Source organism: Blautia sp. An46, assembly GCF_002161645.1.
Taxonomy (GTDB): domain Bacteria; phylum Bacillota; class Clostridia; order Lachnospirales; family Lachnospiraceae; genus Blautia; species Blautia ornithocaccae.
In genome coordinates this window covers 1-25,146 of sequence record NZ_NFIF01000017.1, presented here as the reverse complement: position 1 = coordinate 25,146, position 25,146 = coordinate 1, and the positions used below count along the sequence as shown (strand labels likewise).

The window sequence follows — 25,146 nt, the reverse complement described above, 5'->3', positions numbered from 1 at the left end:
ATCTCTGGCCTGCTGCTGGCTAAAATAAAGAAAAATGTGATATATGTAATCGGAAAATGACGGGGTATCATTTCCCTGATTACCGGATCTTCATGGGATACTGATTATCAAAGCAGGCCTTACAGATAGGAAGGTCTCCTACCATGGACTGAAGGTCTTCGATTTTCATGTATCCCAGAGAATCTGCCCCGATCATGGAACAGATTTCTTCTGTGGAATGGGAAGAGGCGATCAACTGCTTGTTGGATGGTATATCCGTGCCAAAATAGCAGGGATATAAAAAGGGGGGTGAACTGATCCGCACATGGACGCTTACGGCCCCTGCCTTTTTCAGCATATGAATCAGATTGGCGATGGTGGTGCCCCGGACGATAGAGTCGTCCACTAATACGATACGCTTTCCTTTTACCACAGACTCCAAAACATTGAGCTTAAGGCGGACGCTGTTTTCCCGCTCTTTCTGAGTAGGTTTGATAAAGGTCCTGCCTACATAGCTGTTTTTATAGAAAGCAAGGCCGAAGGGGATCCCGGAAGCCTCTGAGAAGCCTTTTGCTGCGGGAATACCGGAGTCCGGAACCCCGCAGACCAGATCTGCTTCCACCGGATAGGATTTTGCCAGAGCGGCTCCTGCCCGGATTCGGGCGTCATAGATATTAATATTATCCATGGTGCTGTCCAGCCTTGCAAAATAAATATATTCAAAGATACAGTGAGCTTTCTTTTCCTGACAGAGCGTATAGTCAGAAGAAATCCCCTGTTCTGTAATAGTGATAATCTCGCCGGGGCGGATATCCCGGACAAATTCAGCACCAACGCTTTGGAGGGCGCAGCTTTCAGAAGCCAGGATATAGGCGTTGTCTCTCTTTCCAAGACACAAAGGTTTCAGACCAAGGGGATCCCGGACGCCGATGAGCTTTCTGGGGCTGGCGATGACCAGACCGTAAGCTCCCCGGATCATACCGGCTGTTTTCAGGATAGCCTCTTCTACAGTCTTAGAGGTTATACGTTCTCTTGCGATACAGTAGGCGATCACCTCTGAATCAGTAGTGGTATGAAAGAGGGCGCCGTTTTTCTCCAGATGATCCCGCAGTTCCTGGGCGTTGACCAGGTTTCCGTTGTGGGCCAGAGCCAGAGTTCCCTTTACATAGTTCAGCACCAGAGGCTGGGCGTTGGCCAGAGTGGTGGCTCCTGTGGTGGAGTACCGCACATGTCCGATTCCCAGATTGCCATGGAGGCTGTGGAGATTTTCTTCTTTAAATACCTCGCTGACCAGTCCCATGCCTTTGTGGGAATCAATATTTCCCTTAGGTCCTTTGGTGTCGCTTACGGCAATGCCGCAGGACTCCTGCCCTCTGTGCTGGAGAGCAGAGAGTCCGTAGTAGATGGAAGGCGCTACGTCGTTTCCGGAAAAATCATAGATACCGAAAACGCCGCAGGCTTCTTTTATTTCATATTGTGCATCCAGTTCCATTTGGAGTAGGCTCCTTTACACGGAGAAGAGGAGAGCATCATAGGTAGGATATGGAAGCTCCTCATCCGGAATTTTTGCTTCGGCTTCATCGGCGGCTGCCCGCAGCTCATCCATAGTAGCGAGAACTGTCTTATGGCAGTAGTCTGCAGATTCCTGCATGGAGCCTTTTTTATCGATCTCCTGGATTTCTTCATCCAGTGTAGACAGAGCAGATGAAATCTTTTCGTAGGCATCCCCCAGAGAAGAAACCAGACTTTCAGCAGAAGCGGTAGGTACAGAAGGTGCCAGCGCTTTCATGGCCAGAGCATTGTCTGACACAGAAGCTGCATAGCTGCTTACTGCAGGAAGGAAGTCTTTGGTCAGCATTTCCTTCATGGTCTTTGCCTCAATGCCGATGGTTTTTACATAGTTCTCAAGAAGAATCTCGTAACGGGAGAAGATTTCTTCTTTTGTAAAGATGTGATGCTTTGTGAAAAGCTCCACGTTCTTGTCAGAGATAAACTGAGGGAGGCAGTCAGGAGTAGATTCCAGATTGTATAAACCTCTTTTTTTGGCTTCTTCCACCCACTCTTCTGTGTAGCCGTTTCCGTTGAAGATTACTTTTTTATGTTTCTTAATGGCACGTTTGATCAGTTCATGTACAGCATGCTCCATATCTTCCGGTGCAGTTCCTTCCAGCTCTTTGGCGAACTGAGACAGGGCTTCTGCCACAGCTGTGTTCAGGATAATATTTGGTGTTGCCACAGAAGCAGAGGAACCAAGCATACGGAACTCAAATTTGTTTCCGGTAAAGGCGAAAGGTGAAGTACGGTTTCTGTCCGTGTTATCTTTCATAAAATGAGGAAGCACATGTGCGCCGGTCTCCAGCTGTACGCTTTGATGCTCGTCAAAGTAAGTATCCTCTTCAATAGATTTCAGAACTGCGGTCAGTTCATCTCCCAGGAAAATGGATACGATAGCCGGCGGGGCTTCGTTGCCGCCCAGCCTGTGGTCATTTCCGGCGCTGGCTGCGGAAACACGCATCAGATCTGCATATTCGTCCACGGCTTTGATAACCGCCATCAGGAATACCAGGAACTGGATATTCTGATCCGGCGTTTTTCCCGGATCTAACAGGTTTTCTCCTGTATTTGTAGAGATAGACCAGTTGTTGTGCTTGCCGCTTCCGTTGATGCCTTCAAAGGGTTTTTCATGGAGCAGGCAGGCAAGGCCGTGTTTATCTGCCACTTTTTTCATGATCTCCATGGTCAGCTGGTTGTGGTCAACGGCCACGTTGGCGGTATCAAAGATAGGCGCCAGTTCATGCTGAGAAGGAGCTACTTCGTTGTGTTTTGTCTTAGCAGGGATTCCCAGCTTCCACAGCTCTTCATCCAGGTCATGCATATAAGCGGCAACTCTTGGCTTCAGAGCGCCGAAGTAGTGATCTTCCATTTCCTGTCCTCTGGGTGCGGAAGCTCCCATTAAAGTTCTTCCGCAGAAAACCAGGTCACGGCGCTGTTTGTATAAATCTTTATCTACAAGGAAATATTCCTGCTCTGGTCCGATGGTGGTGGAAACATGAGTTACGGCTGTATTGCCCAGAATGTGCAGGATCTTTACTGCCTCATTGCTCAGGGCTTCCATGGAGCGGAGCAGAGGAGTTTTCTTATCCAGAGCTTCTCCGCCGTAGGAACAGAAAGCTGTAGGAATATACAGGGTTCCGTCTTTGATAAAGGCCGGAGAGGTAGGATCCCATGCGGTGTATCCTCTGGCTTCGAAGGTAGCTCTCAGTCCGCCTGAAGGGAAGCTGGACGCATCCGGCTCGCCTTTCACAAGTTCTTTTCCGGAAAAATCCATGATCACTTCTCCGTTTGAAGTGGGGGAGATAAAGCTGTCATGTTTTTCAGCGGTAAAGCCTGTCATAGGCTGGAACCAATGTGTAAAATGGGTAGCGCCGTTCTCTACGGCCCACTCTTTCATGGCAACTGCCACAGAGTTTGCTACTTCCAGCTCCAGATGGGTGCCGTTCTCAATGGTTTTCTTAAGAGCTTTGTAAACATCTTTCGGAAGTTTGTTTCTCATGACCTTATCATTAAATACCAGGCTTCCGTATAAAGCAGGAATATCTTTTTTCATAGTATGCTCCTTTCCTACAGATTCCTTTTGCAGAATCTGTTTTCCATAGAAATAGAAAAAGCGCCCTGGATATCTCTATCCAAAGCGCCTTTGCTTTACGTTGTGTAGTATATACTCAGGGAAAGAAAAATGTCAATCCCTTTTTTGAAATTTTTTAAAATTCTTTTTCCTTTCTGTTTAAAAAAGCCGGGAGCAGGGGATACTTAGATATCCTTATGATGCCATATGTCTGCAATGTCTGCAGGCAGTCATGAGCGCTATGACCTGAAAAATCCTGGCATCATAGTATAAAGCAGGAGGTTGTTTTTATGGAAGATATGAAGATATGTCTGAAAAAGCCGGACGATGTAAAGGAATTTGTCCGGGCGGCAAGGAAATGTGACTTCGATGTGGACCTGGCCTATAACAGCGCCGTAGTAGACGGAAAATCTATATTAGGAGTATTTGCCCTGGGACTGGAGAAACCTCTTGTGGTGAGCTGCCACGGAGAAAACAGAGAGTTTCGCCAGAGTATCCAGAAATTTCAGTTATAAAAATTTTTTCAAAACAGGGATTTACAAAATGAAAAAAATCGGTTATAGTAGACAGCAGTTATGAATAAAGTTATGACGAAGGCGTCAGAATTTCTGTTGAGGAGATTCTGACGCTTTTTTCATTTGTATGGAAAAATCAGGAGGAAAATGTGATGGTAAAATATGTATTCGTAACCGGAGGAGTGGTCTCAGGCCTGGGTAAAGGGATCACGGCTGCCTCTCTGGGAAGGCTTTTGAAAGCAAGAGGGTATCAGGTGACCATGCAGAAGTTTGACCCTTACATTAATATGGACCCGGGCACTATGAACCCTATCCAGCATGGAGAAGTCTTTGTTACTGACGACGGCACAGAGACAGATCTGGACTTGGGACATTATGAGAGATTTATTGATGAAAGCCTGGATAAAAATTCAAATGTGACTACGGGAAAAATTTACTGGACAGTGCTTCAGAAGGAACGTCACGGGGATTATGGCGGCGGCACGGTACAGGTCATCCCTCACATTACCAATGAGATCAAAAGCCGGTTTTACAGAGGAAAAACCCCTGAGGAAGACCGGATTGCGATTATAGAAGTGGGAGGAACTGCAGGAGATATTGAGAGCCAGCCTTTCCTGGAAGCCATCCGTCAGTTCCAGCATGATGTGGGAAAGGAAAACGCAGTGCTGATCCACGTGACCCTGGTACCTTATCTGAAAGCTTCCGGAGAGCTGAAGACCAAGCCTACTCAGGCCAGTGTAAAAGAACTTCAGAGTATGGGTCTGTGGCCGGATGTATTGGTATGCCGTTCGGAGTATCGGCTGTCTGATGAGCTGAAAGACAAGATCGCACTGTTCTGTAATGTACCGCCCAATCATGTACTCCAGAATCTGGATGTGGAATACCTGTATGAGGCCCCTCTGGCTATGGAAAAAGAACATCTGGCTCAGGTGGTCTGTGAATGTCTTCATATCCCATGCCCGGAACCGGACCTTACAGACTGGACGGCTATGGTGGAGAACCTGCGGAATCCCCAGTCCGAGACAGAAATCGCTATCGTAGGGAAATATATCCAGCTTCATGACGCTTACTTAAGTGTGGTAGAAGCTTTAAAACACGGCGGTATCGCCAGCCGGGTAAACGTCAATATCCGTTGGGTAGACTCAGAAGAAATCGAGAGCCAGGGCTGCCAGGCGCTTTTGGAAGGGGTAGACGGAATCCTGATCCCGGGAGGCTTTGGACACAGAGGAACGGAAGGAAAGATCCAGGCTGTAAAATATGCCAGGGAAAACAAGATTCCATTCCTGGGAATCTGTCTGGGCATGCAGATGGCTATTGTAGAATTTGCCAGAAATGTAGCCGGTTTTAAGGACGCCAACAGCGCAGAACTGAATCCTGACACCATGCACCCGGTGATCTATCTTATGCCGGAACAGAACGGCGTGGAAAATATCGGAGGAACCCTCCGTCTGGGAGCTTATCCCTGTGTGCTGAAAGAGGGAACAAAGGCATATGAATTATACGGAGCAAAAGAAATTTCCGAGCGTCACAGACACCGCTATGAAGTAAACAACGACTACCGGTCTGCTCTGGAAGAACATGGAATGACCATGGCAGGTCTTTCCCCTGATGGACGGATCGTGGAAATGATAGAGCTGAAGGATCACCCCTTCTTCATTGGAACTCAGGGGCATCCGGAATTGAAATCCAGACCAAACCGTGCCCATCCGCTGTTCCGAGGATTCGTAAAAGCAGCAGACGAGTATGGAAGAGGAAAAAGAAACAGATAGGGAGGAAAATGTGATGAGAGAACAACAACAGGGACTGTACAGTCCCGCCTTTGAACATGACAACTGTGGAATCGGCGCAGTGGTAAACAGCAAGGGAATCAAGAGCCATCTGACGGTGGAGAGAGCACTCCATATCGTGGAGAACCTGGAACACAGAGCCGGAAAAGATGCAGAGGGAAAGACAGGAGACGGCGTGGGAATCCTTCTTCAGATTTCTCATAAATTCTTTTCCAAGGTCTGTAAAAAAATGGGGATCGATCTGGGAGGAGAGAGAGAATATGGTATTGCCCAGCTTTTCTTCCCTCAGGATGAACTGAAAAGAAACCAGGCTAAGAAGATGTTTGAGATCATTGTGGAGAAAGAGGGACTGGAGCTTTTAGGTTTCCGTGAGGTTCCTGTATATCCGGATGTTCTGGGACACAAGGCCAAAGAGTGTATGCCTCATATCATGCAGGCCTTTATTAAAAAACCGGAAAATGTAGAAAAAGGACTGGATTTTGACCGGAAGCTGTATATTGCCCGGAGAGTCTTCGAGCAGAGTAACGATAATACTTATGTGGTTTCTATGTCCAGCCGTACCATTGTATATAAAGGAATGTTCCTGGTAGGACAGCTCCGCACTTTCTTTGCGGATCTCCAGGATAAAGACTATGAATCTGCTATCGCTACTGTCCATTCCAGATTCAGCACCAATACAAACCCAAGCTGGGAGAGAGCCCATCCTAACCGTTTTATCGTACATAACGGGGAAATCAATACCATCCGGGGAAATGCGGACAAAATGCAGGCAAGGGAAGAAAATATGGAGTCTGCCCACTTAAAAGACCAGCTTCACAAGGTCCTTCCAGTGGTAAACCGTCAGGGTTCTGACTCAGCAATGCTGGACAACACTCTGGAATTCCTGGTAATGAGCGGTATGGATCTGCCTCTGGCAGTAATGATCACCATTCCGGAACCCTGGGCCAACAACCAGACCCTTTCCCAGGAGATCCGGGATTTCTATCAGTATTATGCAACCATGATGGAGCCATGGGACGGTCCGGCCTCTATTGTATTTTCAGACGGCGATCTGCTGGGCGCTGTACTGGACAGAAACGGCCTTCGTCCTTCCAGATATTATGTTATGAAAAACGGTGATGTGATCCTGGCTTCTGAGGTGGGTGTTCTTCCTGTACCGGAAGAGGAGATTGTTCTGAAAGAAAGACTCCATCCTGGAAAAATGCTTCTGGTAGATACCGTAAAAGGCAAGATTTTAAGCGATGAAGAGATCAAGGAGATTTATGCCAATGCCCAGCCTTACGGCGAGTGGCTGGACAGCAACCTCATCGAGCTGAAGGATCTGAAGATCCCTAACATGCGGGTGGAGGAATATACTTCCGAGCAGAGAAGAAGACTTCAGAAGACTTTCGGATATACTTATGAAGAATATAGAAAGTCCATTTATGAAATGGCCTTAAAAGGCAGTGAAGGCATTGCTGCCATGGGCGTGGATACCCCTCTGGCAGTGCTGTCCAAGAGAAACCGTCCTCTTTTTGATTACTTTAAGCAGCTTTTTGCACAGGTTACCAATCCGCCGATTGATGCCATCCGTGAAGAGATTGTTACCAGTACCACGGTTTATGTAGGAAAAGACGGAAACCTGCTGGAAGAAGTGCCGGAAAACTGCCAGGTACTGAAGATCAATAATCCGATCCTGACCAATACAGACCTGTTAAAGATCAAGAACATGAAGGAAAAAGGCTTTAAGGTAGCGGTGGTTCCTATTACTTACTACAAGAGTACAAAGCTGGAAAGAGCCATTGGCCGTCTCTTTGTAGAGGTGGATAAAGCCTATAAAGACGGAGCCAACATCCTGATCCTTTCCGACAGAGGGGTGGATGAGAACCATGTGCCCATTCCTTCTCTGCTGGCGGTATCTGCGGTACACCAGCATCTGGTAGATACCAAGAAACAGACTTCTCTTTCTCTGATCCTGGAATCCGGAGAACCAAGAGAGGTACATCATTTTGCAACCCTTCTTGGATATGGGGCCTGTGCAGTCAATCCATATCTGGCGCTGGAGACGATCCAGGAGCTGATCGATGAAAAACTGCTGGACAAAGACTATTATGCGGCAGTAAATGATTACAATTACGCTGTGATCCACGGCATTGTAAAGATTGCTTCCAAAATGGGTATTTCCACCATCCAGTCCTATCAGGGTGCAAAGATCTTTGAGGCTATCGGTATTTCCCAGGAAGTCATCGATAAATATTTTGCAGGCACAGTCAGCCGTGTAGGGGGAATTACCCTGGACGATATTGCCAAAAACGTGGATGAGCTTCATTCCAAAGCCTTCGATCCCCTTGGAAGAGCAGTGGATCTCACTCTGGACAGCATTGGAAAGCATAAGATGAGAAGCGGCGGCGAGGAACACCGGTACAATCCTGCAACTATCCACATGCTGCAGAAATCTACCCGTATGGGAGATTACGGCATGTTTAAAGAATATACAAAAATGGTAGACGAGGAGAGAAGCGGAAATCTCCGTTCCTTAATGGACTTTAACTTCCCGGAAAAGGGAATCCCTATTGAAGAAGTGGAAAGTGTAGAGGACATTGTAAAACGGTTTAAGACCGGAGCTATGTCTTACGGCTCCATTTCCCAGGAAGCCCATGAGACTCTGGCTATTGCCATGAATATGCTTCATGGAAAATCCAACACCGGCGAGGGTGGAGAAAGTGAAGAACGTCTGGATTCTGCAGGAACTGCTGTGGACAGATGCTCTGCCATCAAACAGGTGGCCAGCGCTCGTTTCGGCGTTACCAGCCGGTATCTGGTAAGCGCAAAAGAGATCCAGATCAAGATGGCTCAGGGAGCAAAACCTGGAGAGGGGGGACATCTTCCTGCCAGAAAGGTATATCCATGGATCGCCAAGACCAGACATTCAACCCCCGGGGTAAGTCTGATCTCTCCGCCGCCACATCACGATATTTATTCTATCGAGGATCTGGCCCAGTTGATCTATGACCTGAAAAATGCCAATAAATATGCACGTATTTCCGTAAAACTTGTTTCTGAGGCAGGTGTGGGAACCGTAGCTGCCGGCGTTGCCAAAGCAGGCGCCCAGGTTATCCTGATCTCCGGATATGACGGAGGTACCGGCGCAGCTCCGGAAAGCTCTATCCACAACGCAGGACTGCCCTGGGAGCTGGGACTGGCAGAGACCCATCAGACCTTGCTGATGAACGGTCTGAGAAGCCGTGTGATGATCGAGACAGACGGTAAGCTCATGAGCGGAAGAGACGTGGCTATCGCCGCCCTTCTGGGAGCAGAGGAATTCGGCTTTGCCACTGCGCCTCTGGTAACTATGGGCTGTGTGATGATGAGAGTCTGCAACCTGGATACCTGCCCTGTTGGCGTGGCAACCCAGAATCCGGAACTTCGGAAACGCTTTACCGGAAAACCGGAATATGTGGTAAACTTTATGCAATTTATCGCTGAGGAACTCCGTGAATATATGGCGAAACTGGGCGTCCGTACCATTGACGAGATGGTAGGAAGAAGCGACCTTCTGAAAGTAAAAGATAAAGCCCAGAATCCAATGGCTGCTAAGATCGACCTTAGCGCTATTCTGGAAAATCCTTTTGCAAAAGAAGGAGAACAGGTAACCTTTAACCCGGCGGATGTATACGACTTCCAGCTGGAGAAGACCCTGGACGAGAAAGTACTTCTGAAGAAATTTGCTTCTGCCCTGAAAAAAGGAGAAAAAGCTTCTGTATCTGTGGAAGTCAGCAACACAGACAGGACTTTCGGCACCATTCTGGGTGCAGAGATCACCAGACAGCATAAACACGGACTGCCGGAAGACACCCTGACTGTAAACTGCAAGGGAGCCGGCGGACAGAGCTTCGGCGCCTTTATCCCGAAAGGTCTGACCCTGAAACTGGAAGGAGATACCAACGATTATTACGGCAAAGGACTTTCCGGCGGAAAGCTGATCCTGTATCCGCCGAAAAACCGGAAATACTCTGCCCAGGATAATATGATCGCCGGTAACGTAGCTCTTTACGGAGCCACCAGCGGAAAAGTATTTATAAGCGGTATTGCAGGAGAACGTTTTGCCGTAAGAAACTCCGGCGCCTATGCGGTAGTAGAAGGGGTAGGAGAACATGGCTGCGAATACATGACCGGAGGCCGTGTGGTGATCCTTGGCTCTACAGGAAAGAATTTTGCCGCAGGTATGAGCGGCGGTATCGCTTATGTATTAGATGAAAACAATACTCTTTATAAAAATCTGAATAAAGATATGATTTCCATTGAACAGGTGGAAAGCAAGGTAGATGTTCATGAACTGAAAAGCCTGATTGAGGAGCATGTACAGTATACCGGCTCTGAGAGAGGAAAAGAAATCCTGGAAAACTTCACCGAATATCTTCCGAAGTTTAAGAAGATCATTCCTGATGATTACAAGAGAATGACATCCCTGAGCATTAAGCTGGAGGAACAGGGAATGAGTACAGAACAGGCACAGTTGGAAGCATTTACAGAAGTATTTTCGGAGGTATAAAGATGGGAAAACCGACAGGATTTTTAGATTATGAGAGAAAAGATGCAGTACAGACACCGCCTTTAGAGAGAATCAAGAACTTTAATGAATTCAAGAAACCTCTGCCCTTAGAGGAACAGCAGATCCAGGGAGCCCGCTGCATGGAATGCGGCGTTCCCTTCTGCCAGGCAGGTATGATGATCGCAGGGATGGCTTCCGGCTGTCCGCTGCACAACCTGGTGCCGGAGACCAATGATCTGGTATACCGGGGAAAATGGAGACAGGCTTACGAGAGACTGTCCAAGACCCACAGTTTTCCGGAATTTACCAGCCATGTGTGTCCTGCTCTGTGCGAAGCTGCCTGTACCTGTAATATTAACGGAGACCCGGTAGCCACAAAAGACAATGAAAAGGCAATTATCGAGACTGCCTGGAAAAATGGCTGGGTAGTTCCCCAGGTGCCTCCTGTGCGTACCGGAAAGAAAGTGGCGGTAGTAGGCAGCGGCCCTTCCGGACTGGCGGCAGCTCAGGAACTGAACCGGAAAGGACACTGGGTAACGGTATTTGAGAGGAATGACCGGGTAGGAGGACTTCTCCGCTACGGGATCCCCAACATGAAGCTGGACAAATCCATCATTGACCGGAGAGTGAAGCTCATGGAAGAAGAAGGAGTAGTCTTTAAAACCGGCGTGGACGTAGGCAAAGATGTGAAAGCTCAGGACCTTCTGAAAGAATTTGACCGGGTAGTCCTGGCCTGCGGAGCCTCCAATCCAAGAGATATCCAGGTGCCGGGAAGAGATGCGGGAAACATCTATTTTGCTGTAGACTTCCTGAAATCTGTGACCAAGAGCCTTCTGGATTCTAATTTTAAAGACAACCAGTTTATCCCTGCGAAAGGAAAACATGTGCTGGTCATCGGCGGCGGCGATACGGGAAATGACTGTGTGGGAACTGCTATCCGCCTGGGAGCAAAATCCGTTACCCAGTTAGAGATGATGCCTAAGCCTTCAGAAACCAGAACTCCCGGGAATCCATGGCCGGAGTGGCCAAGAGTGCTGAAGACCGATTATGGTCAGGAGGAATCCATTGCAGTCTTCGGGAAAGACCCCAGAATCTATCAGACAACTGTGACAGAGTTTTTAAAAGATGATAAAGGCAATGTGCAGAAAGCCAAAATCGTCAGCCTGGAGCCGAAGAAAGACGAAAAGACAGGACGTATGAACATGGTTCCAGTGGAAGGCACAGAAAAAGTCATTGACGCCCAGCTGGTGCTGATCGCAGCAGGTTTCCTGGGAAGCCAGAAATATGTGACAGACGCTTTCAAAGTAGACTTGAATCCAAGGACCAACGTGCTGACCAAACCCGATGAATACCAGACCAGCGTGCCCAGAGTATTCACAGCAGGAGATATGCACAGAGGCCAGTCCCTGGTAGTATGGGCCATTACAGAGGGAAGAAAAGCGGCAGAGGCGGTAGATAAAGATTTGATGGGATATACCGTATAAAATTGTGGACATAAGCCCTGCCACTCCAAAAAAGGGAATAGAAAAGCCCCGGTGCTGGAACACCGGGGCTTTTCGCTGTCGTCCACAATGGACTTGCATTATCTTTTTGCCTATGGGCATTATAGTATATGCGGATTTTGTTTTCAATATGCAAATTGCAGAAACAAGATTGAAGAAATAGAGGCTGCATGGTAGAATAGGAACACGGGAAACCATAGAGCCAGGCGGCTTACCCTCCGATTTCCGGAGGGGCGAACCCTCCAGACGAAAGAAAGGAGGGCGATGCCAATGTATGTTACATATGCTGATTTGATTCAGCTTTTAATATTCATTGTTGCCCTTGTTGGTCTCGTATATGAGATTTTCAAGGATAAAAGAAAGTAGCCGCCACTACTGCCAACAGTGACGGCTGACGCTATAAAGCGTTAAATTTAGTTACCATTGAGGGTAGACCGCTTCTATGGTTTCCCTTTTTCTATTCTCAATATAACACATTGGGCTGCAGGATTCAAGATATTTTGAAGATCCTTTAAGAGTGTCTTGCAAAAATACGAATAATTTCCCAGGCCATATCTTGACTTTTCAATTTTACACTGCTATAATACCACCCATGAAGGACAAAGGCGTTCTTATTCAGGCGGGGACCTGAGTAAGTGCGCCCTTTTTCATTACATAAGAAAGTCCGCTGTACTTTCCTGTGTGATGAAAAGGCCAGAGCATATCCTGTCGCCAAATAGGAATGCAGGGCCGGCTGCCCGCTGCCTTAAGCGGGATTGTTGATTAATTCAGAAAGGACATGGTGGTCATTATGGCGAAATACACCAGAGAGGATATTCTGCATATGGCAGAGGAAGAAGACGTGGAATTTATCCGTCTTCAATTTACCGATATGTTCGGTACTATGAAGAATATTGCGATTCCTTTCGGCAAGCTGGAAAAGGCTATGGATAATGAATGTGTGATCGATGCTTCTTCTATGGAGAGCTTCTATAGAAACGAAGAGGAGGATATGTATCTCCACCCGGATCTGGATACTTTCTGCATTCTTCCATGGAGACCCCAGCAGGGAAAGGTAGCCAGATTTATCTGCGATATTTATAAGGCGGACGGGACACCTTATAAGGAAAGTCCCAGATACATTCTTCAGAACGCTGTGAAAAAAGCTGAGGAAAAGGGATATACTTTTAAGGTAAATCCGGAATGTGAGTTTTTCCTTTTCCATACCGATGATAATGGTTCTCCTACTACCCTGACGCACGAGAGAGCCGGTTTTCTGGATCTGAGTCCGGTGGACCTGGGGGAGAATGCCAGAAGAGACATTGTACTGACTCTGGAGGATATGGGATATGAAGTAGCTTCTTCCCATCATGAGATCGCTCCCGGTCAGCATGAGATTGATTTTACTATGTCAGATGTGATGGACACAGCGGATAAGCTGATGACCTTTAAGGTGGCGGTCCGCACTGTGGCAAAGCGTCATGGACTCCACGCCACATTCATGCCAAAGCCAAGATCCGAGGTAAACGGTTCAGGTATGCATATCAACATGGCTCTTTACAAGGATGGAAAAAATATATTTGAAGATCCCCAGGACAGTCTGGGACTGAGTAAAGAAGCATATTCCTTTATCGCCGGGCTGCTGGAACATATCAAGGGTATGACAGCGGTTTTCAATCCTCTGGTGAATTCCTACAAACGCCTGGTACCGGGATTTGAAGCACCCTCAGATTTAACCTGGTCCTCTACCCAGAGGACAGCACTCATAAAGGTATGCCAGGGTATGAGAGAAGAGAAGGCTATTGAGCTGAGAAGTCCGGATCCTTCCGCAAATCCTTATCTGGTATTTGCCCTGTGCCTGGAAGCCGGTATTGACGGTATAGAACAGGGACTGGAGGCGCCTGCCGAACTGAAGAGAAGCATCCGGGATTTGTCCGAAGAAGAGAAAAATAATCAGGGTATCGAAGCCCTGCCGGAAAATTTAAGCGATGCGTTATATGAGATGGGAAGAGATGTCTGGGTAAAGGAGATGCTGGGAGAATCTTTTCTGGAGCATTATAAAAAAGGCAAGAGAAAAGAGTGGAAGAGTTATATGAAGCAGGTTTCCGAATGGGAACTGGAACAGTATCTGTACCAGATTTAAATATTTTTTAATCGGCAATGCAAACATCCTATAGGATGTCTGCTATAAGGTACTCGCAGAATTAAAGAAAAGGCAGGGAGCAGTATATGAGCATCATCATTGTGGCATTACCCAAGATTGAAGATGCAAAGCGGATACGAAAGATCCTGATGAACCATGGATTTGAAAATGTAGTATCCTGCTGTACCGCTTCCGCAGCTTTAATCGAGGCAAATCAAGATCAGAGAGGACTGATCATCAGCGGCTATAAACTTCCGGATATGCATTATACCCAGTTGTATGAATGTATACCAAAATATTTTGAAATGCTGCTGATGGGATCAGCAAATGTTGTAAGCTCGGCAGAAAGCGGAATCATCGCCGTGACTATGCCAGTGAAAATATATGATTTAGTCAATACCGTGGAAATGGTCCTCAGCCAGGTAGAACGGCGGTATAAAAAAGACAGGAAAAAACCAAGGAAGAGGACGGAGAAAGAAGAAAACTATATTAGGAACGCCAAGTTCCTGCTGATGGAGCGTAATCATCTTTCAGAAGAAGAGGCCTATCGCTACATTCAGAAATGCAGCATGGACAACGGCACGAATATGGTAGAAACTGCCCAGATGATATTGACGTTGATCTATGACGAATGTTAAAGGAGAAATGTGATATGTTTACTATTAATGAGAATTATCTGAAGCTTCCTGGAAGCTATCTGTTCTCTGATATTGCAAAAAAAATCGCAGCATATCAGAAGGAAAATCCGGAAAAAGAAATCATCCGACTGGGAATCGGAGATGTGACACAGCCCCTGGCGCCGGCGATCATTGAGGCTCTTCACGGAGCTGTGGAAGAGATGGCTCATGCAGAGACCTTCCACGGATATGCGCCGGATAAGGGCTACGCTTTCCTGAGAGAGGCTATTGCGAAAAATGATTATCAGGATCGCAGTTGTGACATTGATCCAGAAGAAATCTTCGTATCTGACGGAGCGAAATGTGACTCCGGAAATATTCAGGAGATCCTGGGATTGGATAATAAGATTGCTGTGTGCGATCCGGTTTACCCCGTATATGTAGATACCAACGTTATGGCGGGAAGAACAGGAAATTATAATAAGACGACACAGAATTTTGACGGTATGATCTACATGTCCTGTACGGCAGAGAATAATTTTGCCCCGGAATTTCCAAAGGAAACCCCGGATGTGATCTATCTCTGCTTTCCAAATAATCCTACAGGCTCTACGATCAGTAAAGAACAGCTTCAGGGCTGGGTGGATTACGCCAATAAAAACGGCAGTCTGATCATTTACGATGCGGCCTATGAGGCTTATATCACTGAGGAGGACGTGCCTCACAGCATTTATGAATGTGAAGGAGCAAAAACCTGTGCTATTGAGCTGAGAAGTTTTTCCAAGAATGCGGGATTCACCGGCGTCCGTCTGGGATTTGCGGTAGTGCCGAAAGATCTGAAAGCCGGAGGAGTTTCCTTAAATGACCTCTGGGCCAGAAGACACGGGACCAAGTATAACGGAGCTCCTTATATCGTGCAGAAAGCAGGAGCTGCTGTGTATACAGAAGCAGGAAAAGCCCAGGTAAAGGAGCAGGTTGCATATTATATGAGAAATGCGCATGCCATATATAATGGTCTGAAAGACGCAGGATATACAGTCAGCGGCGGCGTGAATGCTCCTTATGTATGGCTGAAAACGCCGGGTAACCAGACCTCCTGGGAATTCTTCGACACCCTTCTCCATGAGGTGAATGTGGTAGGAACTCCTGGAAGCGGTTTCGGCGCCTGCGGAGAAGGCTATTTCCGGTTAAGTGCTTTCGGCACCTATGAAAACACAATAGAGGCGATTAAGAGGATTACGAAGATGTAATCAAAGATATCCTGTCCGAAGTATCTGGATTTTTCTGGGTATTTCGGACTTTTTTAATTTCTTTTTTGATTGAATAGGTGAACCGGGGGAGCGTGGTGAGCAAGAATACAGGTGTGTTTTCTGCTCAGCCTGCGCCGCTTTGAGCCTGAGGTCTCAAAGCTATGCTCGGGAAATTCGCTGAAAACACACCTGTATTCTTGAAGCTACGGTTGTTTCCGCTGCCGGGGGACAAAGGTTGTACGGCATTGCAGGAATTCAATTAAAAAAGAAATTTGGATGGTATGCTGGTGCTGGAGTTCGAGTGAAAAGCACGGTTGGTCGGTGCGTGGTCGCTTAGATATAAAAGAAGATCAGAATAGTTGCAATAGAGAGTGATAGTTTTGGTAAAGGAAGGGAATGGGATTATGGAATTTGTTAAGGGTATTGTTGAGAGAGAAAAGTCTGGATATGAGGAGTTTTTGGAGAAGGCGGAGGGGGATACTGCCTGTCTGGAGGGGGCGGTCCATAGTCTTCGGGATATGGGGGAGATTGGGTTTGTGATTCTTAGAAGCAGGGAAGGGCTTCTTCAGGCGGTCTGGGAGGAAGGCGTCTCCAGAGAGGATCTGAAGGAGTTTCATGAAGGGGATTGTATCCGTGTGACGGGAACTGTGAAAACTGAAGAGAGAGCTCCCCAGGGAAAGGAATTGAGGATTAAGGAAACGGAATTTTTGTCTAAGGTTGACCAGCCTTTGCCCCTGCCGGTAGGAAAGTGGAACCTGAACACGTCCCTGGAAGCCAAACTGAACATGCGCCCTGTCTCTTTAAGGAATGTAAGAGAGAGGGCGAAATTCCGTATTCAGGAAGGGATCACCAGAGGTTTCCGGGATTTCCTGTATCATCAGGGCTTTACAGAGATCCACAGCCCCAAGATCGGAGCAAAAAGTGCCGAGGGCGGCGCCAACCTTTTCAAGCTGGAATATTTCCATCATCCTGCAGTGCTCCAGCAGAGCCCCCAGCTTTATAAACAGATGATGGTAGGTGTGTTTGACCGGGTATTTGAGACCGGGCCTGTATTCCGGGCAGAGAAACACAACACCAGAAGACATCTGAACGAATATACCAGCCTGGACTTTGAGATGGGCTATATTGACAGCTTTTACGATATCTGCCGGATGGAGACAGGATTTTTGAAATACACCATGGATCTTTTGAACAGAGAATACAGGAAAGAACTGGATATCTTAAAGGTAACCCTTCCTGAGATCAAAGAAATCCCCTGTGTAACTTTCCAGAAAGCAAAGGAACTGGTTTCTGAAAAATACCAGAGAAAGATCCGGGCGCCTTTTGATCTGGAACCGGAGGAGGAAGAACTGATCGGAAAATATTTCCAGGAAGAATGGGGTTCAGATTTTGTATTTGTCACCCATTATCCTTCTAAGAAACGTCCTTTCTACGCTATGGATGATCCGGAAGACAGCCGCTATACTTTAAGCTTTGACCTGCTGTATAAGGGACTGGAGATCACTACAGGAGGCCAGAGGATCCATGATTATCAGATGCTGAAAGATAAGATCGCAGCAAAGGGTATGAGCGAAGAAGGACTGGAACAGTATCTGGATGCTTTTAAATACGGCATGCCTCCCCACGGAGGACTGGGCATCGGCCTGGAAAGACTGACCATGCAGCTTTTAGGAGAGGACAACATCCGGGAGACTACTTTATTCCCAAGAGATTTAACAAGGCTTGAGCCCTAGAGAGGAGCGAAACAATGAGCGCACAGAGAATTGATGATACAGTAATGGAAAATATAGAGATCCTGGCAAAGCTTTCCATGTCTGAGGATGAACGGGAAGAAATGCGGACAGAGCTGGAAAAAATCCTGGATTATGTAGAAAAGCTTAATGAACTGGATACGGAAAATGTGGAGGCAGCTTCCCATATCTTCCCACTGGAAAATGTGTTCCGGGAGGACGAAGTGACCAACGGGGACGCCCAGGAGGAAATGCTGGCCAACGCTCCGGTGAAAAAAGAAGGACAGTATCAGGTTCCCAAGACCGTGTAGAAAGGATGAAAGACATGAAGATCATAGAGATGTCAGCCACTGCTCTGGGAGAGGAGATTAAAAAAGGGCAGATCGGCGTAAAGGAAGCTGTGAAAGCTTACCTGGATCAGATAGAAGCTGTGGAACCCTCTGTCCACGCTTATCTGGATATTGACGAAAAAAAGATATATGCGAGAGTAAAAGAAGTGGAAAAAGGCATCCGCCAGGGAAAATATACCGGTCCTCTGGCAGGTGTTCCCATTGCGGTAAAAGACAATATCTGCACCCGGGGACAGGCCACTACCTGCGCTTCTAAAATTTTAAATGATTTTGTGCCGCCATACAGCGCAGGTGCTGTGGAAAAGCTGGAAGAGGCAGGAATGATCCTCCTGGGAAAGACTAATATGGATGAATTTGCCATGGGAAGCACAACAGAAACATCTGCCTTTGGAGAAACGAAAAATCCCTGGGATCTGACCAGGGTGCCGGGAGGCTCTTCAGGAGGTTCCTGTGCGGCAGTGGCAGCAGGAGAGGCGCCCCTGGCTTTAGGTTCTGATACAGGAGGATCTATCCGCCAGCCTTCCGCCTTCTGCGGCGTCACAGGGCTGAAACCTACTTACGGCACGGTATCCCGCTACGGATTGGTGGCCTATGCTTCTTCCCTGGATCAGATCGGTCCCATTGGAAAAAATACAAAAGACTGCGGCACTCTTCTGGACGTGATCGCAGGATATGACAAGCGGGACAGCACGTCCATTCAGAGAAAACTTTATGATTTCTCCAAAAATCTGGGAGAGGATATCAGGGGGCTTCGGGTAGGCGTTCCTAAAGAGTATCTCTCTGAAGGTCTGGACAGTGAGATCAAAAAAGCCATTGTAGATGTGGTAAACGCTCTGAGCCAGAGCGGCGCTATTGTAGAATTTTTCTCCTTGGGCATGACAGATTATGTGATCCCGGCCTATTATATCATCGCCTGCGCCGAGGCCAGTTCCAACCTGGCCAGATTCGACGGGGTAAAATACGGATACCGTTCTATGGAAGGAACAGACCTTCATGATATGTATAAGAAAACAAGAGCAGAGGGATTTGGCAAAGAGGCAAAGAAAAGAATCCTTCTGGGCTCCTTTGTATTAAGCTCCGGTTACTATGACGCTTACTATCTGAAAGCTTTGAAGACTAAGGCTCTTATCAAGAAAGCCTTTGACGAGGCCTTTGTAAAATATGATGTTCTCCTGGCTCCTGCCTCACCGTCGCCGGCGCCCCATCTGGGAGAAAGTCTTACAGATTCTTTGAAGATGTATTTAAGCGACATCTATACCGTAGCGGTAAACCTGGCAGGACTTCCTGCCATTAGCATGCCCTGGACTCTGGACAGCCAGAAACTTCCTGTAGGACTGCAGTTTATCGGAAACTGCTTTGAAGAAAAGAAGGTTCTCCAGGCGGCTATGGGACTGGAAAAAATCAGAGGGGACTTTCCTCTGGCATTTGCAAAGGAGGAAGGATAATGGAAAAACAATATGAGACGGTCATCGGACTGGAAGTCCATGTAGAACTTTCTACAGAATCCAAGATTTTCTGCGGCTGCTCTACTAAGTTCGGGGGAGCTCCCAATACCCATACCTGTCCGGTATGTGCTGGCCTTCCCGGGGCTCTTCCCGTATTGAATAAACAGGTGGTGGAATACGCCCTTGCCCTGGGGCTGGCGGCCAACTGCCAGATCAACCAGTACTGCAAATTTGACAGAAAGAATTATTTTTATCCGGATAACCCTCAGAACTATCAGATCTCCCAGCTTTATCTTCCCATCTGTCACGATGGATTCCTGGAGATCCAGACAGCGGCAGGTCCTAAAAAAGTCCGGATCCATGAGATGCATATGGAAGAAGATGCAGGAAAACTGATCCATGACGAGTGGGATGACTGCTCTTTGGTGGATTACAACCGAAGCGGCGTTCCCCTTATTGAGATCGTGTCTGAGCCGGATATGAGAAACGCCCAGGAAGTGATCGCTTATCTGGAAAAACTGCGGCTTATCTGCCAGTATCTGGGAGTCTCTGACTGTAAGCTTCAGGAAGGGTCTATGCGTGCCGACGTAAACCTTTCAGTAAGAGAGGTGGGATCCCGGGAACTGGGAACCAGGACAGAGATGAAAAACCTGAACTCTTTTAAGGCTATTGCAAGAGCTATCGAAGGAGAAAGAGCCCGGCAGATTGAGCTTCTGGAAGAGGGACGCCCGGTGATCCAGGAGACCCGGCGGTGGGATGACAATAAGGAATATTCCTACGCTATGCGTTCCAAGGAGGACGCCAAGGATTACCGCTACTTCCCGGACCCGGACCTGCCTCCGGTGAGCATCAGCGATCAGTGGATAGCCCAGATCCGGAATGCCCAGCCGGAACTTCAGGAGGAAAAGGCAAAACGGTATATGGAGCAGTACGAGCTGTCAGATTATGACGCCGGCCTTCTGACCCAGTCCAGACACCTGAGCGAAATGTTTGAAAAGACTGCGGCAATCTGCCAGATGCCGAAGAAGGCGGCCAACTGGTATATTGGGGAAACTCTGCGCCTGGTAAAAGAAGAAGGAATAGAGACAGAAGAAATCTCCTTCTCTCCGGAGCATCTGGCAGAGCTGATCCTGATGACAGACCGGGGAGAGCTGAACAATAAAACTGCCAAAGAAGTTTTCCGTATGATTTTTACAGACGATGTGGACCCCATGATCTATGCAGAAGAGAAAGGGCTGAAAACCGTTCTGGATACCGGACTTCTGGAAGAGACCGTGGCAAAAGTCCTGGAAGAAAATCCAGACACGGTAAAGCAGTATCTGGAAGGAAAGACGAAAGTCACCGGATTTTTGGTAGGACAGATCATGAAGCAGATGAAAGGAAAAGCAGATCCTAAACAGGTGAACCAGCTTCTTAGACAGAAGCTTCAGGAGGCAGAGGAGAAGGCATAGCGTAAGGTATTTAAAGGATCTTACATCAGAAAAGAAAAATCCGGAAGAGCTTTAAAACCATCCTCTTTTGTGGTAAGCTACTGTAGAAGATGGGAGGAAAGCTATGGATATTATTGAATTTCAGAATAAACTAAAAGATATACAGACCCTGGCTCTGAATAACGGGAAACAGGTACGGGCAGAGCTGGTGGAAAAATTTTTCGGTGAGGAGGATATGGATCAGGAGAAACTCCAGAAGGTCTACGATTATCTGGAAGTCCAGGGAATCCGTGTTACCGGAAGAACAGGAGACAGAGAAGACGCCGGACAAGGGCCGGTTCCTCATATAGAGAAAAAACAGGAAAGAGTTCCTCTTACAGCAGAGGAAGAAGAGTATCTTAAGGAGTATCTGAAAGCCTTTGGATTTGAAGGAAATTTAAGAGACCGGCAGGAATTGCTTCTGGCCTGCAAAAGAAATGAAGAAGGTGCCAGGGAAAGTCTGGTAAAGGCCTGCCAGAGAGAACTGGCAGATGTGGCAAGAGACCTGAACTGCCGGGAGGTTCTCTTCGCAGATCTGCTTTCTGAGGCAAATACAGCTCTTCTTATGGCACTGGAGGAGCTTAAGGATGTGACAGAGGAAGAAGCAGCAGAAGAATGGCTTATGCATAAAGTCCGCAGCCTGGTGGAAGAATTTCTGGAGGAGCAGACCAGGCAGAAGAGAGAAGATAATTTCCTGGTGGAAAAGGTCCAGAACCTGGAAGAACGGTTAAAGGCTCTCACAGAAGATGATAATATCAAATATACAGTGGAAGAACTTTCCGGATTCCTGGATATGGAGCCGGAAGAAATGAAAGCGATCCTCCGGCTGACAGGGGATGACAGCGAAAAGTAAACAAGGAAAAACAGGAAAAGAAGCCCAGATACTGGGGCTTCTTTTCTGAATTTTTTAAAAGTTTTCACAGTTTTTTCATTGATTGTTTTTATAATAAGAAGTATAGTTTTTATATAATGATGCTGTCATATTTTTATACTATATAAATAAAATGGAAAAGGTTGGAGGTAAACAAATGGACATTAAAGAAAAGAAAAAGCCTCAGCTTCCAAAAAAACCGGTGATGTTTTATTACCTTATCGTGCTGGTCATACTGGCGGCGGTTAACTTATTCCTTGTGCCCTCTTTGTCAGAGAGCCGCATACAGGACGCTACCTATGACCAGTTTTTGGATGATCTTGAGGCAGGCAGGATTTCAGAAGTAAATCTGGAAGAAGATACGATTTATTATCTGGAAAAGGACGGCGACCAGCAGCAGGTTTATAAGACAGGCCGTATTTTCGATGTAAACGAGGTAGAGAGACTGGATCAGGCAGGAGTAGTCTTCTCTGAGGAGATTCCTCAGCAGATGAACCCGCTGCTCTCATCCCTTATCAGTTTTGTACTGCCCCTGGTACTTTTATGGGTAGTAGGCGGCTGGCTGATGAAGCGGATGATGAAAAACATGGGCGGTATGGGTGGTCCGGGAGCTATGACTTTCGGAAAGAGCAATGCCAAGATCTATGTAAAGTCATCTACAGGGATCAAGTTTTCAGATGTAGCCGGAGAAGACGAGGCCAAGGAACTGTTGACCGAGCTGGTAGATTATCTTCATAACCCAGGAAAGTATGCAGAGATTGGCGCATCCCTTCCAAAAGGAGCCCTTCTGGTTGGACCTCCCGGAACAGGTAAGACCCTTCTGGCCAAGGCTGTGGCAGGAGAGGCCGACGTCCCTTTCTTCTCCATATCCGGTTCTGAATTTGTGGAAATGTTCGTGGGAATGGGCGCTGCAAAAGTCCGCGACCTGTTTAAGCAGGCCAACGAAAAAGCTCCCTGTATCGTATTTATTGATGAGATTGATACCATTGGTAAAAAACGTGACGGACAATTTGCCGGAGCTAATGATGAGAGGGAGCAGACATTAAACCAGCTTCTTACAGAGATGGATGGATTTGACAGCTCAAAAGGTGTTGTAATCCTGGCTGCCACCAACCGTCCAGATTCTCTGGACCCTGCACTTTTAAGGCCGGGACGTTTTGACAGGAGGATTCCTGTAGAGCTTCCTGACTTAAAGGGAAGAGAGGAGATCCTGAAGGTTCATGCCAGAAAGATCAAGATTTCCGATGATGTGAACTTCAGTGATATTGCTAAGGCAGCCCCTGGAGCTTCCGGAGCTGATCTGGCCAATGTTGTGAATGAAGCGGCTCTGAGGGCAGTCCGTGACGGCAGAAAATTTGCCACCCAGGCAGACCTGGAGGAGAGCATTGAGGTGGTCATCGCCGGATATCAGAAGAAAAACCAGGTCCTTTCCAACAAGGAAAAACTTATTGTGGCTTACCACGAAGTGGGACACGCACTGGTTGCTGCCATGCAGTCCCATTCCGCACCGGTGCATAAGATCACCATTATCCCAAGGACTTCCGGGGCTCTGGGCTATACCATGCAGGTAGAGGATGGAGAACACTATCTTATGTCAAAAGAAGAACTGGAGAATAAGATTGCTACCTTTACAGGAGGAAGAGCGGCAGAGGAGCTGATCTTCCACTCCATTACCACAGGAGCTTCCAATGACATTGAACAGGCTACCAAGCTGGCCAGAGGTATGATCACCAGATATGGTATGTCCCAGGAGTTTGGCATGGTAGCCATGGAGACTGTATCCAACCAGTATTTAGGAGGAGACAGTTCCCTGACCTGTTCCTTTGAGACACAGACACGGATTGACAAAATGGTAGTGGATCTGGTACAGAAACAGCATGACAAGGCTGTGAAGATCCTGGAAGAGAATATGCCGAAACTCCATGAACTGGCTAAGTATCTCTATGAACATGAGACCATCTCGGGAGAAGAGTTTATGAGGATCCTGACTACCAAGCCAAGGATTGCAATGAACCAGGAAAACGCCGAAGAAGGGTCAGAGGAATAAAAGGTACATTGTATAAAACAGTTTACGTATTAGCTTTCCCTTATTTTTTTCTTACCGGAAAAAATAAGGGAAAGCTTTTTAACTTATAGGAAATTCTTCCGGATTGCCCTATAGAATAAAAAGCCTTCCGGGCGGGATGCACACGCCGCAATAAGGTATGTTACCGCCTTGTGATATTGCAGCGGCGCGCAAAGTGTTTAAGTCCCTCAAGATTGAGAGGTGGGGGGAGCTGGGGTGGGCTTGCCCACAGACTGGAGGGATGTTTGGACAGACAGAATCTGCCGGAGAATGAATTTTAGCCAGCAGGGAAAATTTTGTGCAAATTATATATATTTTATATAGAAACTTTTGAAGACATGTGATACATGAGTCAGGAGGGATGAGTACGATCAGTTTATCGAGGATCCGAACCGCTTTGTCTCTGAAGTGCGGGTTCCCAGAAAGTACCCGAAGCTTTATGAGGATCGGGAATATGCGAAAAAGGTTCTGAAGACAGTGGCAGAGGACAAGTTCTATTCTCTTGGCGTGCTGATGGGAAAGCAGTCCCAGGTACTGTCGGAGAAATATGGAATTACTGATATCGCGGATTTCTCCAAAGTATTCTCTAACCCGGTGGATACACTGTTTGACTACTGCCGCGGTTTCAAGGGAACATTGACAGACCTGCGCAGACAGCCGGATAAGGTGAAAGCGGCCTGCGACAAACTCTGGGAGGTATACAATCTTCCGCGTATGTCCGGCCCGGTAGATGAATTCCCCTATGCGTGCCATATGACTCACATCGCGCTGTACTTAAGCCCGAAGCAGTTTGAGGAGCTGTACTGGCCTTATGAAAAGAAATGGATTGAGCGGGCTGCAGCAGCAGGCTCCAAGGTATGGATCATGCTGGAGGGCAGCTGGGAGAAGGTATGGCATCATTTCCTGGAAGTGCCGAAGGATTCCTGTATCTTACATATTGACGATGACGATATCTGCAAGGCCAAGAAGGAACTCGGCGATCATCAGATTATTGAGGGCGGCCTGAAAGTGGCGGCTGTGAGAACACAAAGCATTGACAAGATTAAGGATGATATCAAGCATGTTATCGATGTATGCGCGCCTGGTGACGGCTTCCTGTTCTGTACGGACAAGGCATGGATTGCGGCGGCGCGCAAAGTGTTCAAGCCTCTCGAGATTCAGGGGAAGGGCAGGACAAACGCATGAGTAAATAAATTGTGAACAAATCTCCTTTTATGTGATATGCTGAAAATAAAAAGGAGATTTGTGCTGTGGAAGAATTGTTGGAGTGGATGGATTATATCGAAGA

16 protein-coding genes are annotated in these 25,146 nt (G+C 47.3%); 14 read left to right on the top strand and 2 right to left on the bottom strand.

What is annotated here, in order from left to right:
• Positions 1 to 79: 79 nt before the first annotated feature.
• Together purF and B5G00_RS13390 are read right to left on the bottom strand one after the other, a co-directional pair.
• Entirely contained in the window at positions 80 to 1,471 is a 1,392-nt protein-coding gene (purF, locus tag B5G00_RS13395) for an amidophosphoribosyltransferase (RefSeq protein WP_087273586.1), read from the bottom strand.
• A gap of 15 nt (positions 1,472 to 1,486) precedes the next feature.
• Positions 1,487 to 3,586, bottom strand: coding sequence for a glutamine synthetase III family protein (locus B5G00_RS13390; protein ID WP_087273584.1), 2,100 nt, complete (start codon positions 3,584 to 3,586; stop codon positions 1,487 to 1,489).
• 308 nt (positions 3,587 to 3,894) lie between these two features.
• Here B5G00_RS13390 and B5G00_RS13385 point away from each other — a divergent pair, with 308 nt between their 5' ends.
• The 14 genes from B5G00_RS13385 to B5G00_RS13320 all read left to right on the top strand — a co-directional run bounded on the left by B5G00_RS13385 (position 3,895) and on the right by B5G00_RS13320 (position 25,043).
• Complete coding sequence (locus tag B5G00_RS13385; protein ID WP_087273582.1) at positions 3,895 to 4,119, top strand: HPr family phosphocarrier protein; 225 nt, start codon at positions 3,895 to 3,897, stop codon at positions 4,117 to 4,119.
• A gap of 149 nt (positions 4,120 to 4,268) precedes the next feature.
• Positions 4,269 to 5,888 (top strand): CTP synthase, encoded by a 1,620-nt coding sequence (locus B5G00_RS13380; RefSeq protein WP_087273580.1) that lies wholly within the window; start codon positions 4,269 to 4,271, stop codon positions 5,886 to 5,888.
• A gap of 13 nt (positions 5,889 to 5,901) precedes the next feature.
• Positions 5,902 to 10,437 carry a glutamate synthase large subunit gene (gene gltB / locus B5G00_RS13375; protein WP_087273674.1) on the top strand — a complete coding sequence of 1,512 codons (4,536 nt, stop codon included), beginning with the start codon at positions 5,902 to 5,904 and terminating at the stop codon, positions 10,435 to 10,437.
• A gap of 2 nt (positions 10,438 to 10,439) precedes the next feature.
• A complete protein-coding gene (locus B5G00_RS13370; RefSeq protein WP_087273578.1) occupies positions 10,440 to 11,921 on the top strand; it encodes a glutamate synthase subunit beta in 1,482 nt (493 codons plus the stop codon).
• An 808-nt stretch (positions 11,922 to 12,729) separates the two neighbouring features.
• The gene (glnA, locus tag B5G00_RS13365) at positions 12,730 to 14,061 is read left to right on the top strand and encodes a type I glutamate--ammonia ligase (RefSeq protein WP_087273576.1); all 1,332 of its coding nucleotides are present in this window, start codon (positions 12,730 to 12,732) and stop codon (positions 14,059 to 14,061) included.
• Between the two features lie 86 nt (positions 14,062 to 14,147).
• Complete coding sequence (locus B5G00_RS13360; protein ID WP_087273574.1) at positions 14,148 to 14,699, top strand: ANTAR domain-containing response regulator; 552 nt, start codon at positions 14,148 to 14,150, stop codon at positions 14,697 to 14,699.
• Between the two features lie 14 nt (positions 14,700 to 14,713).
• Positions 14,714 to 15,928 carry an LL-diaminopimelate aminotransferase gene (locus B5G00_RS13355; RefSeq protein ID WP_087273572.1) on the top strand — a complete coding sequence of 405 codons (1,215 nt, stop codon included), beginning with the start codon at positions 14,714 to 14,716 and terminating at the stop codon, positions 15,926 to 15,928.
• 404 nt (positions 15,929 to 16,332) lie between these two features.
• Entirely contained in the window at positions 16,333 to 17,661 is a 1,329-nt protein-coding gene (gene aspS / locus B5G00_RS13350; protein ID WP_087273570.1) for an aspartate--tRNA(Asn) ligase, read from the top strand.
• A 14-nt stretch (positions 17,662 to 17,675) separates the two neighbouring features.
• Positions 17,676 to 17,969, top strand: coding sequence for an Asp-tRNA(Asn)/Glu-tRNA(Gln) amidotransferase subunit GatC (gatC, locus tag B5G00_RS13345; protein ID WP_087273568.1), 294 nt, complete (start codon positions 17,676 to 17,678; stop codon positions 17,967 to 17,969).
• 14 nt (positions 17,970 to 17,983) lie between these two features.
• On the top strand, positions 17,984 to 19,453 hold the full coding sequence (gene gatA / locus B5G00_RS13340; RefSeq protein ID WP_087273566.1) for an Asp-tRNA(Asn)/Glu-tRNA(Gln) amidotransferase subunit GatA: 1,470 nt from the start codon (positions 17,984 to 17,986) through the stop codon (positions 19,451 to 19,453).
• Positions 19,453 to 20,904, top strand: a complete 1,452-nt coding sequence (gene gatB, locus B5G00_RS13335) for an Asp-tRNA(Asn)/Glu-tRNA(Gln) amidotransferase subunit GatB (RefSeq protein WP_087273564.1) — start codon at positions 19,453 to 19,455, stop codon at positions 20,902 to 20,904. The genes gatA and gatB overlap by 1 nt, the downstream gene beginning before the upstream one ends.
• Before the next feature lie 103 nt (positions 20,905 to 21,007).
• A complete protein-coding gene (locus tag B5G00_RS13330; RefSeq protein ID WP_087273562.1) occupies positions 21,008 to 21,775 on the top strand; it encodes a hypothetical protein in 768 nt (255 codons plus the stop codon).
• Positions 21,776 to 21,950: 175 nt separating this feature from the next.
• Positions 21,951 to 23,840, top strand: coding sequence for an ATP-dependent zinc metalloprotease FtsH (gene ftsH / locus B5G00_RS13325; RefSeq protein ID WP_087273561.1), 1,890 nt, complete (start codon positions 21,951 to 21,953; stop codon positions 23,838 to 23,840).
• 495 nt (positions 23,841 to 24,335) lie between these two features.
• Complete coding sequence (locus B5G00_RS13320; RefSeq protein ID WP_162613508.1) at positions 24,336 to 25,043, top strand: uroporphyrinogen decarboxylase family protein; 708 nt, start codon at positions 24,336 to 24,338, stop codon at positions 25,041 to 25,043.
• Positions 25,044 to 25,146 lie beyond the last annotated feature (103 nt).

What these genes read in the sequence shown, in the direction of transcription:
- purF (WP_087273586.1), bottom strand. Translation starts at nt 1,471, where the DNA reads ATGGAACTGGATGCACAATATGAAATAAAAGAAGCCTGCGGCGTTTTC.
- B5G00_RS13390 (WP_087273584.1), bottom strand. Translation starts at nt 3,586, where the DNA reads ATGAAAAAAGATATTCCTGCTTTATACGGAAGCCTGGTATTTAATGAT.
- B5G00_RS13385 (WP_087273582.1), top strand. Translation starts at nt 3,895, where the DNA reads ATGGAAGATATGAAGATATGTCTGAAAAAGCCGGACGATGTAAAGGAA.
- gltB (WP_087273674.1), top strand. Translation starts at nt 5,902, where the DNA reads ATGAGAGAACAACAACAGGGACTGTACAGTCCCGCCTTTGAACATGAC.
- B5G00_RS13370 (WP_087273578.1), top strand. Translation starts at nt 10,440, where the DNA reads ATGGGAAAACCGACAGGATTTTTAGATTATGAGAGAAAAGATGCAGTA.
- glnA (WP_087273576.1), top strand. Translation starts at nt 12,730, where the DNA reads ATGGCGAAATACACCAGAGAGGATATTCTGCATATGGCAGAGGAAGAA.
- B5G00_RS13360 (WP_087273574.1), top strand. Translation starts at nt 14,148, where the DNA reads ATGAGCATCATCATTGTGGCATTACCCAAGATTGAAGATGCAAAGCGG.
- B5G00_RS13355 (WP_087273572.1), top strand. Translation starts at nt 14,714, where the DNA reads ATGTTTACTATTAATGAGAATTATCTGAAGCTTCCTGGAAGCTATCTG.
- aspS (WP_087273570.1), top strand. Translation starts at nt 16,333, where the DNA reads ATGGAATTTGTTAAGGGTATTGTTGAGAGAGAAAAGTCTGGATATGAG.
- gatC (WP_087273568.1), top strand. Translation starts at nt 17,676, where the DNA reads ATGAGCGCACAGAGAATTGATGATACAGTAATGGAAAATATAGAGATC.
- gatA (WP_087273566.1), top strand. Translation starts at nt 17,984, where the DNA reads ATGAAGATCATAGAGATGTCAGCCACTGCTCTGGGAGAGGAGATTAAA.
- gatB (WP_087273564.1), top strand. Translation starts at nt 19,453, where the DNA reads ATGGAAAAACAATATGAGACGGTCATCGGACTGGAAGTCCATGTAGAA.
- B5G00_RS13330 (WP_087273562.1), top strand. Translation starts at nt 21,008, where the DNA reads ATGGATATTATTGAATTTCAGAATAAACTAAAAGATATACAGACCCTG.
- ftsH (WP_087273561.1), top strand. Translation starts at nt 21,951, where the DNA reads ATGGACATTAAAGAAAAGAAAAAGCCTCAGCTTCCAAAAAAACCGGTG.